The following is a 15,623-nucleotide window of genomic DNA, read 5'->3' on the forward strand; positions in this document are numbered from 1 at the left end:
ACGTGCGGGATGGCGGTCTTAGGTGCCGGCGAACATGCGAGGGCTGGCGTGCAGGATCACGACGTTCGGGCCCGGCTCTGCCAGGGCATCGGCGAGCTCGTCAGCCAGGGACGCGGGCGTGACGACGCGGGCCGGGACCCCGAACGACGCGGCCAGGGCGGCGAAGTCCGGCCGGACCAGTTCGGTGCCGGTCGGAGTGCCGAACGCGCCGGTCATGTACTCCCGCAGGATGCCGTAACCCCCGTCGTCGACGATCAGCCAGGTGACGTCCAGGTCGTGCTGGCGCATGGTGGCCAGTTCCGCCAGGCCGTACATCGCGCCGCCGTCGCCCGAGATCGCGAGCGCGCGCTGTCCGGAAGCCGCCGCGCCGACCGCGGCGGGCAGTCCGTACCCGAGGCCGCCCGCGCCCTGCGCCGACCACATGTGGCCGGGGAAGGCCGACCACGCCCAGTAGGTGAGGATGGTCATGTCCCAGAAGGACAGCACGTCGGACGGGATCGACGCCAGGAGCGCGAACTCCTGCTCGTGGCCGTTGAGCCGGTCGCGCACCCGCCGCAGCACGTCCGCCACGGCCGCTTCCGCCCGCCCGTCGCCTTCCCTGTGTCGCACCGCCTCGGCGAGCGCGCCCAGCGTCGCCTTGGCGTCGGCGTGTACGGCGAGCGAACCGCTCGTGTTGGCCTCCAGCTTGCCGGGGTCGGCCTCGATGTGGATGACGCGGCCGCGCGGGCGCATCGTGTGGTAGTTGCTGGACAGCTCCCCCAGCCCCGAACCGGCGACCAGCAGCACGTCCGCCTCTTCGAGGAACTCGGTGACGAAGCGGTCCTCCAGCCATGACTGCAGCGACAACGGATGTTCGCGAGGGAAGACGCCCTTCGCGGCGAATGTGGTGGCCACTGGGGCGCGCAGCCGCTCGGCCAGGGCGAGGAGCTCCGGACCCGCCCCGGACAACGCGACCCCGCCGCCGGCCAGGATGACCGGGTTGGACGCGGCGTCGAGCGCCTGTACGGCCTGCCGTACCAGCTCGGCACGGGGCTGTGGCGTGCGCGGACGCACGCTCAGGTCGGCCACCACCGGGATGTCCGTCGGCGCGAGCAGGATGTCCTGCGGGATCTCCACCCACGCCGGACCTTGCGGCACGCTGAGCGCCGCCTCCCAGGCCAGGGCCAGGGCGGACGGGATCTGTGAAGCCGCCCTTACGACCTGCACCGACTTGGCCACGCCACGGAAGGAGGCCGCCTGGTCGGGCAGTTCGTGCAGGTACCCCTTCCTGCGGCCGCCCAGCCCGTCGGACGGGATCTGGCTGGAGATGCCGACCACCGGCGCGCAAGCCAGGCGCGACTCCATCAGGGCGGGCAGGGTCGCCAGCGCGCCAGGGCCGGTGGAGACCATGAACGGGGTCACCGTCCCGGCGGCCCGAGCGTGGCCGTCGGCGGCGAAGGCGACGCCCAGTTCGGTGCGGCATCCGACGTAGCGCAACGGCGAGCGGCGCAGCGCGTCGAACATGGCGAGCGCGTGCTGACCCGGCTCACCGAACACGGTCGTGGCGCCGAGCGCGACCAGGGTCTCGGCGACCAGGTCTCCCCCGGTTCTCATGCCCGCTTCCCCAGCGCGAACAGGCTGATCAGGTCATAGGCGACGTGCGCGGCCGCGACCGAGGTGATCTCGGCGTGGTCGTAGGCGGGCGCCACCTCCACCACATCGGCGCCGACGAGATTGCAACCCGACAGCCCGCGCAAGATCTCCAGCAGCTCGCGGCTGGTCAGGCCGCCCGCCTCCGGGGTGCCCGTGCCCGGAGCGTGGGCCGGGTCGAGCGCGTCGATGTCGACGGAGATGTAGAGCGGGCGCTCGCCGATCCGCTGGCGCAGGGCGTCGGCGATCTCGTCGGGGCCGCGCCGCATGACGTCGGCCGAGGTGACGATGCCGAAGCCGAGCCTGCGGTCCTCGTCCAGGTCGGCCTTGCCGTACAGCGGCCCTCTGATGCCGACGTGGCTGAGCGCCTCGGTGTCCAGGATGCCCTCCTCCACCGCGCGGCGGAACGGCGTGCCGTGGGTGTACTCGGCGCCGAAGTAGGTGTCCCAGGTGTCCAGGTGGGCGTCGAAGTGCAGCAGCGCCACCGGCCCGTGCTTGCGGTGGACGTCACGCAGGAGCGGCAGCGCGATGGTGTGGTCGCCGCCGATGGTGACGAGCTTGGCCTCGAACTCCCCGGCGGCCTGCTCGATCGTGTCGATGGCCTGGCCGATGTCGAACGGGTTGCACGCGATGTCCCCGGCGTCGGCGACCTGGAGGTCGGCGAACGGCGAGACGTCCAGCGCCGGGTTGTAGGGCCTGATCAGCTTGCTGCCCTGACGCACCGCGGCCGGGCCGAAGCGGGCGCCGGGACGGTAGGAGACCCCGCTGTCGAACGGCACGCCCACGATCGCGACATCGGCCCGCTCCACCTGGTCGATGCGGGGCAACCGGGCATAGGTGTCGGGCCCCGCGAAGCGTGGCACCTGCGAGGCGTCGACGGGTCCCTGAGACATGTAACTCCCCCTGTGAACAGCACGTTTCTGGACAAAGGCTGCTATTGACACCCTTGGCGCCGCAGACCACTATGTCGGAAAACCTCGTTTACCGGAAGGCAACCGCGTTGTCCGAAAAGCTCTGGGGTGGACGCTTCCGCTCGCCCGCCGACCCGTCCCTGCTCGCCCTGTCCCGTTCGCCCGACAGCTACTTCCGCATGTCGGCTTACGATCTGGCGGGCTCGCGCTCCCACGTCCGTGAGCTGCTCAGGGCCGAGATCGTCGACGCGGCCGAGGCGGAGCGGCTGCTGGCGGGGATCGACACGCTGGACGAGGACGTACGCGCCGGGCGCGTCGGCCCGAACGACTCAGACGAGGACGTGCACACCTTCCTGGAGCGGGTCCTGGTCGAGCGGCTGGGCGAGGTAGGCGGCAAGCTGCGCGCCGGCCGCTCGCGCAACGACCAGACGGCCAACGACCTGCGGTTGTACCTGCGCGATCACGCCAGGAAGCTGGTCCTGGCACTGGCCGAGCTGCAGGACAGCCTGGTTGAGCAGGCCCGCACGCACATCCGTACCGCGGCGCCCGGCTTCACCCACCTGCAGCCCGCCCAGCCGATCGTGTTCGGGCACCAGCTGCTGGCCCACGCGCAGGCGTTCGCCCGCGACGCCGACCGACTGGCGGACTGGGACCGGCGCACCGCCCGCTCCCCGCTGGGCTCGGCGGCGCTGGCCGGGTCGGCGATAGCCGTACATCCGGAGCTGTCGGCCGCCGAGCTGGGCTATGACGGGCCGTGCGAGAACTCCATCGACGCCGTCGCCAGCCGCGACCACGTGGCCGAGTTCCTGTTCGCCGCCTCGATGCTGGGGGTGAACCTGTCGCGGCTGTCCGAGGAGATCTGCACCTGGGCCTCGCGCCAGTTCCGCTGGGTGGAGCTGCACGACTCCTTCGCCACCGGCAGCTCGATCATGCCGCAGAAGAAGAACCCCGACATCGCCGAGCTCACCCGGGGCAAGGCGGGCCGCCTGCTCGGCAACCTCAACGGCCTGATGGCGACGCTGAAGGCGATGCCGCTGGCCTACAACCGGGATCTGGCCGAGGACAAGGCGGCCGTCTTCGACACCGTGGACACCCTGGTGATCGTGCTGCCCGCCATGGCCGGGCTGGTACGCACCCTGTCGGTGAACGTCGACGAGCTGCGCGGGCAGGCGACCGAGGGCTTCACGCTGGCCACCGAGGCGGCCGACTGGCTCTCGCGCCGCGGCGTGCCGTTCAGCGAGGCCCACGAGATCACCGGCGTGCTCGTGCGAACGTGCGAGGACAAGGGCCTGGACCTGCACGAACTGTCGGACGCCGACCTGGCCGCGGTGGACGCGCGGCTGACGCCGGACGTGCGTCCGCACCTCACCGTCGAGGCGGCTCTCGCGGCGCGTTCCGGCTACGGCGCCACCTCCCCCGACCGGGTCCTTGAGCAGATCGACCGCCTCACCGACGTGCTGGCGCGGCAGCGCGCCTGGGCCCGCGACTACCAGGGTCCCGCCACGTGATCCTGCTTCCGGACTCGCCCGGGCTGGGTCCGCGGGCCCGTGAGCTGCGGCGCCGGCGCCGGCTCAGCCTCACCGAGGTGGCCGAGCGGGCCAGGCTCACCAAGGGCTTCCTGTCCAGGTTCGAGCGCGGCCAGGTGTCCATCTCGGTCGCCTCCCTGCTGCGCCTGTGCGAGGCGCTCGACCTGGACGTGGCCGACCTGTTCGCCGGCTCGGCCGGGCGGCTGGTCAGGTCCGAGAGCCGGGCCAGGCTCGAGTTCGGCGGCAGCGGCATGACCGAGTACCAGCTGACGCCCAAGGACGAGAGCAGGCTGCTGGTCCTGCTCAGCGAGATCGAGCCGGGCGGCGGGTCGGGCCGCGAGCCGTACACGCTTCCCGTCGACATCGAGTTCGTGCACGTCCTCAAGGGGCTGTTCACGATCGAGGCCGCGGGCGAGCGGGTCGAGATGTGCGAGGGCGACTCGTTCCTGTTCCCCGGCGACACCCCCCACACCTTCACCAACCCCGGCGATGAGGTCGCCCGAGTCCTGTGGGTGCTGTCACCCGCTCTGACCTCTCGCTCCTGAGGAGATCCCCATGTCCACAGATGTCGCCCACCTGCCCCGGGTGGCGCGCAAGCACTACGGCCGCTACGTGGCGGCGATCCTCGTGGTGGCCGCCCTCGTGGCGATCGTCGTCTCGTTCGCCGGCGGGCAGATCGAGTGGAGCGTGGTCGGGCAGTACCTGACCGCGGAGGCCATCCTGACCGGCGTGGTCAACACCATCGTGATGGCCGTGCTCGCCATGATCGTCGGGGTGGCTCTGGGCGTGCTGTTCGCGGTGATGCGGATGTCGCAGAACCCCGTCACCCGCGCCGTTTCAGCCCTCTACACGTGGATCTTCCGTGGCACGCCGCAGCTGCTGCAGCTGTTCCTCTGGTTCAACCTGGCGCTGGTCTTCCCCTACTTCGTCATCCCCGGCATCGTCGAGGCGCGCACGGTCGACCTGATGACCCCGTTCGTCGCCGCGCTGCTCGGGCTGGGCATCTGCCAGGGCGCCTACACCTCCGAGGTGGTACGCGGCGGCATCCTCTCGGTCGACCAGGGGCAGACCGAGGCCGCGCAGGCGATCGGGATGACGCGCTTCCAGACGATGCGCAGGATCGTGCTGCCGCAGGCGATGCGGGTCATCCTGCCGCCGATCGGCAACGAGTTCATCAGCATGGTGAAACTCACGTCGCTGGCCAGCGCGATCCAGTACCAGGAGGTGCTGCACAGCGCCCAGAACATCTACTACGCCAACAACCGCGTCATGGAGCTGCTGTTCGTGGCGACGTTCTGGTACCTGATCGTGGTCACCATCCTCAGTCTGGGCCAGCTGGTCGTCGAGCGCCGCTTCTCCCGAGGGGTGAGGAAATGATCAAGGCGGTCGACGTCCACAAGCGCTTCGGCGCCCACCACGTGCTCAAGGGCATCTCGCTGGAGGTGGCCGCCGGCGAGGTGCTGTGCGTCATCGGGCCGTCCGGCTCGGGCAAGAGCACGTTCCTGCGCTGCATCAACCAGCTGGAGACGATCGACGAGGGCGCCGCCTGGGTCGACGGCGAGCTGCTCGGGTGGACGGAGCGCGATGGGAAGCTGCACCAGCTCAGCGACGCCCAGATCGCCAAGCAGCGGCGGCCGATCGGGATGGTGTTCCAGCGCTTCAACCTGTTCCCGCACATGACCGCGCTGGAGAACGTGGTCGAGGGCCCGATCAGAGTGCTGCGCGAATCGCGCGACACCGCCAGGACCCGTGCGCTGGAGCTGTTGGAGCGGGTGGGGCTAAAGGACAAAGCCGACGCCTACCCCTCGACCCTGTCCGGCGGGCAGCAGCAGCGGGTCGCGATCGCCCGCGCGCTGGCGATGCGGCCGCGGCTGATGCTGTTCGACGAGCCCACCTCGGCGCTCGACCCGGAGCTGGTCGGCGAGGTGCTGGCGGTCATGCGCGACCTGGCCGCCTCCGGCATGACCATGGTCGTCGTCACCCACGAGCTGGGGTTCGCCAAAGAGGTCGCCAACCAGGTCGTGTTCATGGACGACGGCCGCGTCATCGAGACGGGCACCCCCGACCAGGTGCTGGTCAACCCCACCCACGAGCGTACGAAAACCTTCCTTTCAGCGGTTCTCTAGGAGTTCACCTTGTCTTCTCCCATCCGGTCTCGTCCCATCCTCCTCCTCGCCTGCCTCGCCGTGGCCGCGACCGCCTGCACCGCGCAGGCGCCGAAGGACCTCAAGGCCGAATCGAGCGGCGGGCTCCCGCCGAAGATCGCCGAGTCCAAGACGGTGGTGGTCGGCAACGTGCCCAACTACCCGCCGCTGGAGTTCAAGGACCCCTCGACCAACCAGCTCACCGGCTTCGACATCGACCTCGGCAACGCCATCGGCAAGCAGCTCGGCGTCACGTTCAAGTGGCAAGAGACGTCGTTCGAGCAGTTGCAGAGCGCGGTCACCACCGGGCGGATCGACATGATCCTCTCGGGGATGAGCGACCTGCCCGAGCGCCGCAAGACGCTCGACCTCGTCGGCTACATGACCTCGGGCGCGCAGTTCTTCTCCACGACCAAGGTCGCCGATCCGAAGGACCTGTGCGGCAAGACGGTGGGCGCCAGCCGCCGCACGTCCTTCCCTGACGAGATCAAGAAGTGGAGCGAGCAGAACTGCTCCAGTAAGCCGATCAAGGTCGTCGGCACGGAGGGCTCCGCGGACGCGCGTACCCAGCTCACCCAGGGCAGGCTCGACGCCGCCGTACAGGGCAGCGAGACTCTCCCCTACATCGCCAAGCAGGACCCCGGCAAGTTCAACGTCGTCGGCGACCCGTTCACCGCGGTCAACCAGGGCATGGGATTCGGCAAGCAGGACACCCGCCTGCGCGACGCGGTCATCAAGGCACTCGGCGCCCTGCAGAAGGACGGCACCTACGAGCAGCTGCTCGACAAGTGGGGCCTCAAGGACAACGCCATCAAGCAGGTCACCCTCAACGGCTCGCCCACGTGAGTCGCTGGCCGTACGGGAAGAAGTCGTGCGTGTCGCTGGCCTTCGACCTCGACGGGCCGACGGGGGCGGCGATGCTGAACGGCAGCATCCTCGCCAAACCCGAATACTTCACGCTCGGTTCGTACGGGCCGTGGCGGGCGCTGCCCAGGATCCTCGACCTGCTGGACGCCTTCGAGCTGCCCGCCACCTTCTACACGCCCGCCTGGGTGGTGGAGACCTGGCCGGAGCGCTGCCGGATGATCGTGGAGCGCGGGCACGAGATGGCGCACCACGGCTACCGGCACGAGCCGTACTACGGCAAGACCGAGGCCGAGCAGCGCGAGATCCTCACGCGCAGCCAGGCCGTGTTCAAGGACGTGCTCGGCGTCGAGGCGGTCGGCTTCCGTACGCCGTCGGGCGACTGGTCGCCGGTGACCGCGCGGATCCTGGCCGAGGAGGGGTTCCTCTACTCCAGCTCGATGCGCGGCGACGACCGCCCCTACCTGCACCCGGGCGGGCTGGTGGAGATCCCGGTCCGCTGGGACATGGACGACTACGCCTATCTGGCCTACACCCGCCGCCCCGACTACCCGGCCGGGCTGGATCGCATCGCGGGCTACGGCTCGACGCTCGACAACTACAAGCGCGAGTTCGACGGCTACCACGCGGAGGGCCTGTGCCTGAGCACGCTGTGGCACCCCAAGGTGTCCGGCAAGCCGGGCCGGATCCTGCTGCTGGAGCGGCTGTTCGAGCACATGCGCGCGCACGACGACGTCTGGTTCGCCACCGGCGTGGACGTGGCCACCTGGTGGAAGGAACGGCATGACCTGGCCGTCTGAAAGGAGCGGCATGACCTCGCCGTCTGAGAGGAGCGGCATGACCTGGCCCGATGAGGCGCGCTGCGCCGTACTGATCACCGTCGATCTCGACGCCGAGCTGGCGATCCTGGCCGCCGACCCGAGCACCCGCGACCGCGTCAAGACCCTGTCCGTCGGACAGTACGGCGCGACCCGCGGCGTCGAGCGGCTGCTCGGAGCGCTGGACGGGGTGCCGTCGACGTGGTTCGTGCCCGGCCTGCACGCCGGGCTGATCCGCGAGGTAGAGCAGGCCGGCCACGAGATCGCCAACCACGGCCACGCGCACGAGGACTTCGACCCGCTCGACCTCGCCGGGCAGCTCGACGCGATCAGACGCGGCCAGGACGCGCTGGCCGAGGTGACCGGCTCGCTCCCGCGCGGCTTCCGCACGCCGATCGGCGAATGGAAGCCGGGGCTCGCGGCCGAGCTGCCCGCGCTCGGCATCGACTGGTCCTCCTCCTGGCGAGGCGACGACCTGCCGTACTTCCATCCCGCCGGCCTGGTGGAGATCCCGCTCCACCACGAGCTGGAGGACCACCCCTACTTCATGTTCAACCTCGACCCGCCCTTCCCCACCGGGCAGTCGCGCATCGCCCCCTACGCCGCCGTGCTGGAGAACTGGACCCAGGAGTTCGACGCCTACCACCGCTTCGGCCTCTGCTACGTGCTGCGCCTGCAGCCCGAGGTGATCGGCACGCCCGGCCGCATCGGGCTCCTGCGCTCGCTGCTGTCGGTCATGCGTGAGCGGCCCGGCGTGTGGTTCGCGACCGGCAGCCAGGTGGCCGACCACTGGCGCGCCACCCGCACGGGCAACGAACCCGGCCACCCCGCCGACGTCTTCGCGGAGCTGACCTCGTGACCCCACCCCTCCCGCTGTCTGGCCTCATCGCGGAACTGCCTTCATGACTCCACTCCTCCCGCTCGCCGACCTGGTCGCGGGGCCCCCGCCGCTGCCGCCCGACGTGGTCGAGCGGGCCAAGCGGCACCTCCTCGACACGCTGGGCGCGGCCCTGGCCGGGGCCGCCACCCCCGCTCCCGGCCTGGCCGGCCCCGGGCCCGCACCCGTCTGGGGGACCGGGCTGACCGTGGCGCCGCGCGACGCGGCGCTGCTCAACGGCGTCGCCGCGCACGCGCTCGAACTCGACGACACCGGCGGCTGCGATCATTCGGGGGCCGTGGTGGTGCCCGCCGCGCTGGCCTGCCTCAGCCTCGCCGACCGCCCGGTCAGCGGTGCCGAGCTGCTGGCGGCGGTCGTCCTGGGGTATGACGTGGCCCGCCGCGCGCTGGAGGCGTGTGGCGGTTACGCCGCACACAACGAGGCCGGCTGGCACTCGACGGGCACCTGCGGCACGTTCGGCGCGGCGGCGGCGAGCGCGCGGCTGCTGGGGTTGGACAGCGAGCGGGCCGCCCACGCGCTGGGGCTGGCGGCCAGCTTCTCCGGCGGCCTGTGGGCCTTCGTACATGACGGCGCGGCGAGCAAACGGCTGCACGCGGGCCGCGCCGCCGAGGGCGGACTGACCGCCGCGCTGCTGGCCGCGTCCGGCACGAGCGGCCCCGACCGGATCTTCGACGACGTATGGGGCGGCTTCCTGCGGACCTACGCGGGCGCCGACGCCGACCCCGGCGCGCTGACCCGCGATCTCGGCACGGTGTGGCGGATCTCGCGCTGCTCCATCAAGCCGTACGCGTCCTGCCGCAGCACTCACTCCGCCATCGACGCGATCGGCGGCTTGGACCTGCACGCCGGTGAGATCGCCCGCATTCACGTGCGGCTGAGCCCGCTCGTGGCCGACATGTGCGGCGGCCGGGACGTCGCCACCCTCTCCCGCGCACAGCTGAGCCTGCCGTACGGCATCGCGGCCAGAGTCCTGTACGGCGACGCCGACCTGGCCGCCTACGCCCCCGAACGGCGAAGCGACCCTCGGGCCGCCGAGCTCATGAACCTCATCGACCTGGAGGTGGACCCGGAGATGGGCGGCATCGACGAGCCGACCCTGACCGTCACCACGACCTCGGGCGCCGTCCGGCGGGCCAGGGTGAACGATCCCCTCGGTACCCCCACCAACCCGCTCTCCGACGAGCGGCTGCTCGCCAAGTTCCACGGCCTCGCACCGGGCCGGGAGCGCCTGGTGGACAAGGTCATGACCCTCGACACCCAGCCGGACGCGCGGGACCTTCTCCCGCTCCTGTCCTGATTCCTTCCTGGCCGATTACGCCGCGGTCCGTACGGCCGTGGACGCGGTCCTCTCGACGCCCTCCTACCGCACCCGCGCACGGGAGCCCCGCGAGGAGTTCACCCGCTTCGACGCACTGGAGTCGATCTCCGAACTGGTGGCTCCGCCCGCGTAGATCTACTTTCCGGTGGCGTTCTGGCTCAGCCAGTCGCGGTAGTGGATTCGGCCGAGGCTGGCGCCGTCGGCGGGCACCAGCGTCCGCTCGCCCGGTTCGGTGCCGAAGTAGCGCGCGTGCGGGTCGGTGACCACCGTACGCGGGTCGCCCCAGGCGGCCAGGGCGTCGCGGAAGAACTCATCCATTCGCGACTGCTCCGGCCCGGCGATCTCCATCCGGCGGTTCAGCGGTGCGCCCACCGCGACGCGGCCGATCGCCTCGGCGACGTCTTCGCCCGCCATGGGCTGGAACAGCACGGGCGCGATCCGTACCTGGTCGCCGTCCGTGGCCTCGTCGGCGATGCCGCGGACGAACTCGAAGAACTGCGTCGCGTGCACGAGCGAGAACGGGATCCCCGACTTCTCGATCAGCTGCTCCTGGGCGATCTTCGCGGCGAAGTAGCCGTTGTCCGGCATCCGCTCGGTGCCCACGACCGACAGCGCGACGTGGTGGTCGACCCCGGCCGCGGCCTCCGCGGCGAGCAGGTTGCGGGTGGAGGTCTCGAAGAACTCCATCACCGCGGCCCGCTCGAACGACGGCGAGTTCGACACGTCGATCACCACGGCCGCGTCGGTCAGCACCTCGTCCAGACCTTCGCCGGTGAGCGTGTTCACGCCGGTGTTCGGCGAGGCCGCCACCGCCTCGTGGCCGTGTTCTCTCAGCTTCGTCACGAGCTTCGACCCGATCAGGCCGGTCCCGCCGATTACCACGATCTTCATGATGAGCCTTCCTGCCCGCCGGGGCACCCATGTGCCGGCCGGTCCGCGAGCTAAGACAGGGCAGCCTCTCGGCCTGTGACAGCCCCGGCGAAATCTTTCCCAGGGCCCTCCTTCCCCTCCCCGTCTCTTCTCGCCCACGCCGACCGGCAAAGGACTCGATTACCGTGGGGTGGTTCCTCAGGCCAGGTGGATCGCAGAGTACGGTCGGTGGAAATACATCCCGGTGCGAAAGGTCTCGGCGGGGGCGATGGGAGTGGCGGACACCGAATCGGGCGATCCGGAGGATCTCGAGCAGGCCGCGGTGGTCTTCGGCGGCGTGCGACCTCGCCTGTTCGGGATCGCGTACCGGATGCTGGGGAGCGCCACCGAAGCCGAGGATCTGGTGCAGGACGTCTGGCTGCGCTGGCAGGCGTACGACCGCGCCACGGTGGACAATCCGGCCGCTTTCCTGGCGACGACGATCACTCGGCTGGCCCTCAATGCCGCCCGGTCCGCGCGCGCCCGCCGGGAGACCTACGTCGGCCCGTGGCTGCCCGAACCCGTCGACACCAGCGCCGATCCGCACCTCGGTGCCGAGCGCGGTGAGGCCCTGGAGCTCGCGGTGCTGCTGCTCCTGGAGCGGCTCACGCCCACCGAACGGGCGGCGTACGTGCTGCGGGAGGCCTTCGACTATCCGTACCGGCAGATCGCCGACATCATCCGGCTCAACGAGCCGGCCGTACGGCAGCTGGTCAGCAGGGCGCGCAAGCATGTGCTCGTCGAACGACGTACACCCGTGGCCAAAGCCGAACAACGCAAGCTGCTGACGGCATTCGTCGCCGCCGCCCGCCTTGGCGACCTGACGGCGCTGGAAGAGCTTTTCGCCCTGGACGTGATCACCTACTCCGACGGCGGCGGCGCCGTGCGCGCCTCCCGCTTTCCGGTGGTGGGGGCGTCGCGGGTGGCGAAGTTCCACAGGGCGTTCGCGAGCCACTTCTGGACCGGGGTCGACGTGGCGTACGCGAGCACGAACGGGCAGAGCGCCGCGCTGCTGAGCCGCGACGGAGAGGTGTTCGCCGTCCTCACGGTCAACGCCTCGGAGCAGGGCATCGACCAGGTTCTGTGGATGATGAACCCGGCCAAGATCACCGCTGTGTCCGCCCCACCGTAAGGGGACCGGTTCGCCCAGGCGGCGAACCGGTCGGCCGATCTAGGACGGTTTCGGTCAGGGGATGATCACGTGGAAGCCGGTGTCGCGGGCGCCGGACGCGCTGCCGGTGCCGACGAAGATGTCGCGGGAGTCCCCGCAGACGATGTTGCCGTCGGGGCGGACGAAGATGCTGGAGTCCCAGGGCGAGCCCGTCCACTGGGTGGTGGCGACCGGGACGGTGTTGGCGGCGTTGATGTCGGCGTCAAGCCGGATGCAGTACTGGCCGGTGGCGATCTTACGGACCCCGGTGACGCCCTTGGAGCGGACGACGAAGCCGTTGGCGTTGACGATGGCGGCGGCGCGGACACCCGGACCGGAGGCACCGCCGAGATCGGCCAGCGCCGGGACGGCGAAGGCGCCGAGCGCGCCGATACAGGAGGTCAGGGTCACGGCAGCGGCCATAGCGGTCTTCTTGATGCGCGGCATGCTGGTTCTCTTTTCGAGAAAGGGACTGACAGTAGGGGCACAGGGCTGTCTCATCGGGCCAGACGATGATCTTCCGGCCGGTCCGAAGCCAGCACTCACTGTAGTTTTCCGACACAGAGAGTGACGTCGCGACACGGTAAAGATGATCTACTGGCCGTCACGCTTCGCAGCGGCCGCCCACCGCCCCCTGCCGCATGGCGGGCTTGCTCAGCTGGGCGCGAGTGCCGCGCGTTGCGCCGGGCTCAGGCGGTCCGATCTGGTGGTGACGGTGTATGTGCCGGGCTCCGTGCGCAGCAGCGTGAGCGGGTCGGCGACGGCCGGGTGCTCCTCGATCGCGGCCAGGGCGTCGGCGACCCGGTCCACAGGCAGCCCCAACGCCCTGACCAGTCCATCGACGGGGAGCGGCCGGGCGGCGTGCACCAGCGCGGCGAGCACCGTCAGCGCATCGCCCATGACGGTGTCGGTCAGGCGGCTGCCGCTCATCTCGCCACTGAGCCAGTCGAAGAACTGGCCCATCTGGCCCAGCCGGGTCCCGGCGGGTGAGTCGGCGCCGAAGAGGGCGACGCCGCGCTGCGCGGCCCGCGCGAGTTCGGCGTGCGCTCCGGTGTCGGTTCGCCACGCCCGGAGCCAGGTGTCGTCGTCGATGACGTAGCGCTCGCGCCGCCCGCCGGGATCCGGTTCGCGCCCGACCAGGTCCATGGTCTCCAGGTAGCCGATGGCCTTGGACACCGATGCCGGGCTGACCTGCAGCAGGCGTACGAGCTCGGCGGCCGTCAGGCTCCCACCGTCGGAGGTGAGCAGACAGACGAACACCCGGGCGGCCATCCGCGGCACGCCGATCGCGGCCAGCAGGGCCGCGAACTGATCCACGAAGCCGCGCGCCGCCTCGGTCGGCTGCCCCTCGGGCGGCTCCGCCGCCTGGCCCGGCCTGGCTCGGCGGGCGCGCCGCGCGGCGACCTGCTGGGCGCGGTCCGGCAGGTAGTCGCCGGACGTGCCATTGCGCGCCACCTCGCGGCTGATCGTGGAGGTCGGCCTGCCGAGCCGTCTGGCGATCTCGGCGTAGCCCAGCCCTTCGGCCAGCCAGCTCGCGATCCGCCGGCGGTCCTGATGGGTCAGCCTGCCTCCGGGCATCGGCGCCTCTCCTGTCGTGAACGGTCCGCGGGGGTCCAGTGTGCTTTCATCGACAGGACATTGCAACGGCGAGCCAGGTCGATATTGCATTTCCTCACAAGGCTGTTGCAACGATTGTCACTCATATGTGCTGGTCAATGCGATTATCGATTTCGCCAAGCGTTGACCGAAAATCGAATGCAACGTAGCCTTTGTTCATTCGGAAACATTCGCGAGAGGACACGAGCATGCATGTGATGGCGGTATCCACGGTCTCTGACCAGGACAGATTCTGGGGCTCACTGAAGAAGGCGCACGGCAAGCTGCCCAAGGGGGCGAAGTGGACCCTGGCGGTGTCGAGCACCGACGGGACCAAGGCGGTGAACGTCATCGTGCACGACTCGATCGACGGCGTTAGGGGCTTCTTCGAGGAGTACGCCGGCTCCTTCGCCACCACCGAATACTTCGAGGCCGACGCCGCCAACGCGGTCGGCCTCCCGAAGTAGGTCCCCATGGCGAAAGGGCTGGACATAACGCGGATCAAGGCTCGAACGGCCGAGCTTCTCGCCGAATATCAGGTCCCGAGCGTCGCGATCGGCATTCTCCAAGACGGGGAGATCACCGACCTCGCCTTGGGCGTCAAGGAGCTGTCGACGCGAGAGCCCGCGACGACCGACACCATTTACCAGTGCGGTTCCCTGTCCAAGACATGGACCGCTCTCGCTTTCATGCAGCTCGTCGATGAGGGAAAAGTCGGCCTGGACGAGCCGGTGCGGACCTACCTTCGTGATTTCCGGGTCGCCGACCCGGAGGTGAGCGCCGAAGTCACGCCCCGCCATCTCCTGAACCACACGAACGGCATCGAGGAGGACTTCGGCGACCCCGGCGAGGACGACGACGTATATGAGCGCATGGTCGCCAACATCGCCGAGGCCCCCCAGGTTCATCCCCTCGGATATACCCATGGCTACAGCGCGGCCCTGGGTTACGCGATCCTCGCCCGCGTCATGGAGGTGATCGACGGGAAGAAGTGGGACGACATCATGCGGGATCGTCTCTTCGACCCTCTGGGATTGACCTCCACGACCAGCTGGCACGAGCAGGTGGCCCCGGGCCGGGCCGCGACGGGCCACATCATCCGGTCCGTCGACGAGGGCCCCATCGTTTCACCGGTGGAGCATCTGCCGCGTTCCTTCGGACCCGGCGGCAACGTGAACTCGACGGCGCGGGAAGTGCTCACAATGGCGCACGTCTTCCTCAACGAGGGAAAGGCGCCGAACGGCACCCGCATCGCCGCACCCGAGATCATCCGCGAGATGATGGAATCTCGCGTCCCCATTCCCGACCCCTATATGTACGGCCCGGAGTGGGCCCTCGGGCTCATCGTGTGCGACTGGCACGGCGAGACCGTCTACGCCCACGACGGCAGCACTGTCGGCCAGAACGCCCGGCTGCGGATTCTTCCGGACTCGAATATCGCCATCTCGATGCTGGCCAACGTGGGGCCGCGAGACAGCTTCTACAAGAAGGTGTTCAACGTCATCCTGGCCGAGCTCGGCGCCGTCACGATCCCGGACCTGCCGAAACCCGACCCTTCTCTGAACCTCGACCTGTCCAGGTACGAGGGCACGTACGGGCGGCTCGGCACCCACTACGAGGTCGCGGCCGAGGACGGAAAGCTCTCGCTCACTTTCGCCCTGAACCCCATGGAGGCGAGCTTCCTCGGCAAACCAGAACGCCTCACGTACAAGCTGCTGCCGGTAAGTGACACGCATTTCTTGATGCCTTCCGACGATCCCCTGGAAGACACCCAGACCGTCGCGATCTACGACTTCCAGAATGGCGCCGCCCAGTATCTCCACACCAATTGCCGAGTGAATCCACGAGCCCGGCAATAGC

The 15,623-nt window shown here is 69.8% G+C and carries 16 protein-coding genes; 11 read left to right on the plus strand and 5 right to left on the minus strand.

Annotation, left to right across the window (positions count from 1 at the left end):
• Positions 1-18: 18 nt before the first annotated feature.
• Positions 19-1,593 carry a thiamine pyrophosphate-binding protein gene (locus ACIBO2_RS45045; RefSeq protein ID WP_397304238.1) on the minus strand — a complete coding sequence of 525 codons (1,575 nt, stop codon included), beginning with the start codon at positions 1,591-1,593 and terminating at the stop codon, positions 19-21.
• Positions 1,590-2,522, minus strand: a complete 933-nt coding sequence (gene speB / locus ACIBO2_RS45050; RefSeq protein WP_397304239.1) for an agmatinase — start codon at positions 2,520-2,522, stop codon at positions 1,590-1,592. The genes ACIBO2_RS45045 and speB overlap by 4 nt, the downstream gene beginning before the upstream one ends.
• Before the next feature lie 107 nt (positions 2,523-2,629).
• Between speB and argH the strand changes: the two genes are divergently transcribed.
• From argH to ACIBO2_RS45090, 8 genes are read left to right on the plus strand one after another with little or no spacing between them, the layout of a single operon-like run.
• Complete coding sequence (argH, locus tag ACIBO2_RS45055; protein ID WP_397304240.1) at positions 2,630-4,048, plus strand: argininosuccinate lyase; 1,419 nt, start codon at positions 2,630-2,632, stop codon at positions 4,046-4,048.
• On the plus strand, positions 4,045-4,611 hold the full coding sequence (locus ACIBO2_RS45060; RefSeq protein WP_358532737.1) for an XRE family transcriptional regulator: 567 nt from the start codon (positions 4,045-4,047) through the stop codon (positions 4,609-4,611). Before argH ends, ACIBO2_RS45060 begins: the two co-directional genes overlap by 4 nt.
• 10 nt (positions 4,612-4,621) lie before the next feature.
• Positions 4,622-5,443, plus strand: coding sequence for an amino acid ABC transporter permease (locus ACIBO2_RS45065; protein WP_358439145.1), 822 nt, complete (start codon positions 4,622-4,624; stop codon positions 5,441-5,443).
• Positions 5,440-6,192 (plus strand): amino acid ABC transporter ATP-binding protein, encoded by a 753-nt coding sequence (locus tag ACIBO2_RS45070; RefSeq protein WP_358532740.1) that lies wholly within the window; start codon positions 5,440-5,442, stop codon positions 6,190-6,192. The genes ACIBO2_RS45065 and ACIBO2_RS45070 overlap by 4 nt, the downstream gene beginning before the upstream one ends.
• Before the next feature lie 9 nt (positions 6,193-6,201).
• Positions 6,202-7,056 (plus strand): ABC transporter substrate-binding protein, encoded by an 855-nt coding sequence (locus ACIBO2_RS45075; protein WP_358532742.1) that lies wholly within the window; start codon positions 6,202-6,204, stop codon positions 7,054-7,056.
• A complete protein-coding gene (locus tag ACIBO2_RS45080; protein ID WP_397304241.1) occupies positions 7,053-7,874 on the plus strand; it encodes a polysaccharide deacetylase in 822 nt (273 codons plus the stop codon). The genes ACIBO2_RS45075 and ACIBO2_RS45080 overlap by 4 nt, the downstream gene beginning before the upstream one ends.
• Positions 7,875-7,911: 37 nt before the next feature.
• Complete coding sequence (locus ACIBO2_RS45085; protein WP_358532748.1) at positions 7,912-8,751, plus strand: polysaccharide deacetylase; 840 nt, start codon at positions 7,912-7,914, stop codon at positions 8,749-8,751.
• A gap of 43 nt (positions 8,752-8,794) precedes the next feature.
• Positions 8,795-10,087, plus strand: a complete 1,293-nt coding sequence (locus tag ACIBO2_RS45090) for an MmgE/PrpD family protein (RefSeq protein WP_397304242.1) — start codon at positions 8,795-8,797, stop codon at positions 10,085-10,087.
• 156 nt (positions 10,088-10,243) lie between these two features.
• On the opposite strand, the gene ACIBO2_RS45095 is transcribed toward ACIBO2_RS45090, so the two are convergent.
• Complete coding sequence (locus ACIBO2_RS45095) at positions 10,244-10,999, minus strand: SDR family oxidoreductase (protein ID WP_397304243.1); 756 nt, start codon at positions 10,997-10,999, stop codon at positions 10,244-10,246.
• 223 nt (positions 11,000-11,222) lie between these two features.
• Between ACIBO2_RS45095 and ACIBO2_RS45100 the strand changes: the two genes are divergently transcribed.
• On the plus strand, positions 11,223-12,149 hold the full coding sequence (locus tag ACIBO2_RS45100; RefSeq protein ID WP_397304244.1) for an RNA polymerase sigma-70 factor: 927 nt from the start codon (positions 11,223-11,225) through the stop codon (positions 12,147-12,149).
• A 54-nt stretch (positions 12,150-12,203) separates the two neighbouring features.
• Here ACIBO2_RS45100 and ACIBO2_RS45105 read toward each other — a convergent pair whose 3' ends face one another.
• A complete protein-coding gene (locus tag ACIBO2_RS45105; protein ID WP_358532758.1) occupies positions 12,204-12,614 on the minus strand; it encodes a hypothetical protein in 411 nt (136 codons plus the stop codon).
• 207 nt (positions 12,615-12,821) lie between these two features.
• Complete coding sequence (locus tag ACIBO2_RS45110; protein ID WP_397304245.1) at positions 12,822-13,745, minus strand: helix-turn-helix domain-containing protein; 924 nt, start codon at positions 13,743-13,745, stop codon at positions 12,822-12,824.
• 236 nt (positions 13,746-13,981) lie between these two features.
• Between ACIBO2_RS45110 and ACIBO2_RS45115 the strand changes: the two genes are divergently transcribed.
• A complete protein-coding gene (locus ACIBO2_RS45115; RefSeq protein WP_358532761.1) occupies positions 13,982-14,230 on the plus strand; it encodes a hypothetical protein in 249 nt (82 codons plus the stop codon).
• Between the two features lie 6 nt (positions 14,231-14,236).
• Positions 14,237-15,622 carry a serine hydrolase domain-containing protein gene (locus tag ACIBO2_RS45120; RefSeq protein WP_358532764.1) on the plus strand — a complete coding sequence of 462 codons (1,386 nt, stop codon included), beginning with the start codon at positions 14,237-14,239 and terminating at the stop codon, positions 15,620-15,622.
• Position 15,623 lies beyond the last annotated feature (1 nt).

Source organism: Nonomuraea sp. NPDC050022, from assembly GCF_044460705.1.
In the GTDB taxonomy this organism is placed as follows: domain Bacteria; phylum Actinomycetota; class Actinomycetes; order Streptosporangiales; family Streptosporangiaceae; genus Nonomuraea.

Bases quoted from the DNA above. Each gene is read 5' to 3' on its own strand.
- ACIBO2_RS45045 (WP_397304238.1), bottom strand. From the start codon at position 1,593: ATGAGAACCGGGGGAGACCTGGTCGCCGAGACCCTGGTCGCGCTCGGC.
- speB (WP_397304239.1), bottom strand. From the start codon at position 2,522: ATGTCTCAGGGACCCGTCGACGCCTCGCAGGTGCCACGCTTCGCGGGG.
- ACIBO2_RS45065 (WP_358439145.1), top strand. From the start codon at position 4,622: ATGTCCACAGATGTCGCCCACCTGCCCCGGGTGGCGCGCAAGCACTAC.
- ACIBO2_RS45070 (WP_358532740.1), top strand. From the start codon at position 5,440: ATGATCAAGGCGGTCGACGTCCACAAGCGCTTCGGCGCCCACCACGTG.
- ACIBO2_RS45085 (WP_358532748.1), top strand. From the start codon at position 7,912: ATGACCTGGCCCGATGAGGCGCGCTGCGCCGTACTGATCACCGTCGAT.
- ACIBO2_RS45090 (WP_397304242.1), top strand. From the start codon at position 8,795: ATGACTCCACTCCTCCCGCTCGCCGACCTGGTCGCGGGGCCCCCGCCG.
- ACIBO2_RS45095 (WP_397304243.1), bottom strand. From the start codon at position 10,999: ATGAAGATCGTGGTAATCGGCGGGACCGGCCTGATCGGGTCGAAGCTC.
- ACIBO2_RS45105 (WP_358532758.1), bottom strand. From the start codon at position 12,614: ATGCCGCGCATCAAGAAGACCGCTATGGCCGCTGCCGTGACCCTGACC.
- ACIBO2_RS45110 (WP_397304245.1), bottom strand. From the start codon at position 13,745: ATGCCCGGAGGCAGGCTGACCCATCAGGACCGCCGGCGGATCGCGAGC.
- ACIBO2_RS45115 (WP_358532761.1), top strand. From the start codon at position 13,982: ATGGCGGTATCCACGGTCTCTGACCAGGACAGATTCTGGGGCTCACTG.
- ACIBO2_RS45120 (WP_358532764.1), top strand. From the start codon at position 14,237: ATGGCGAAAGGGCTGGACATAACGCGGATCAAGGCTCGAACGGCCGAG.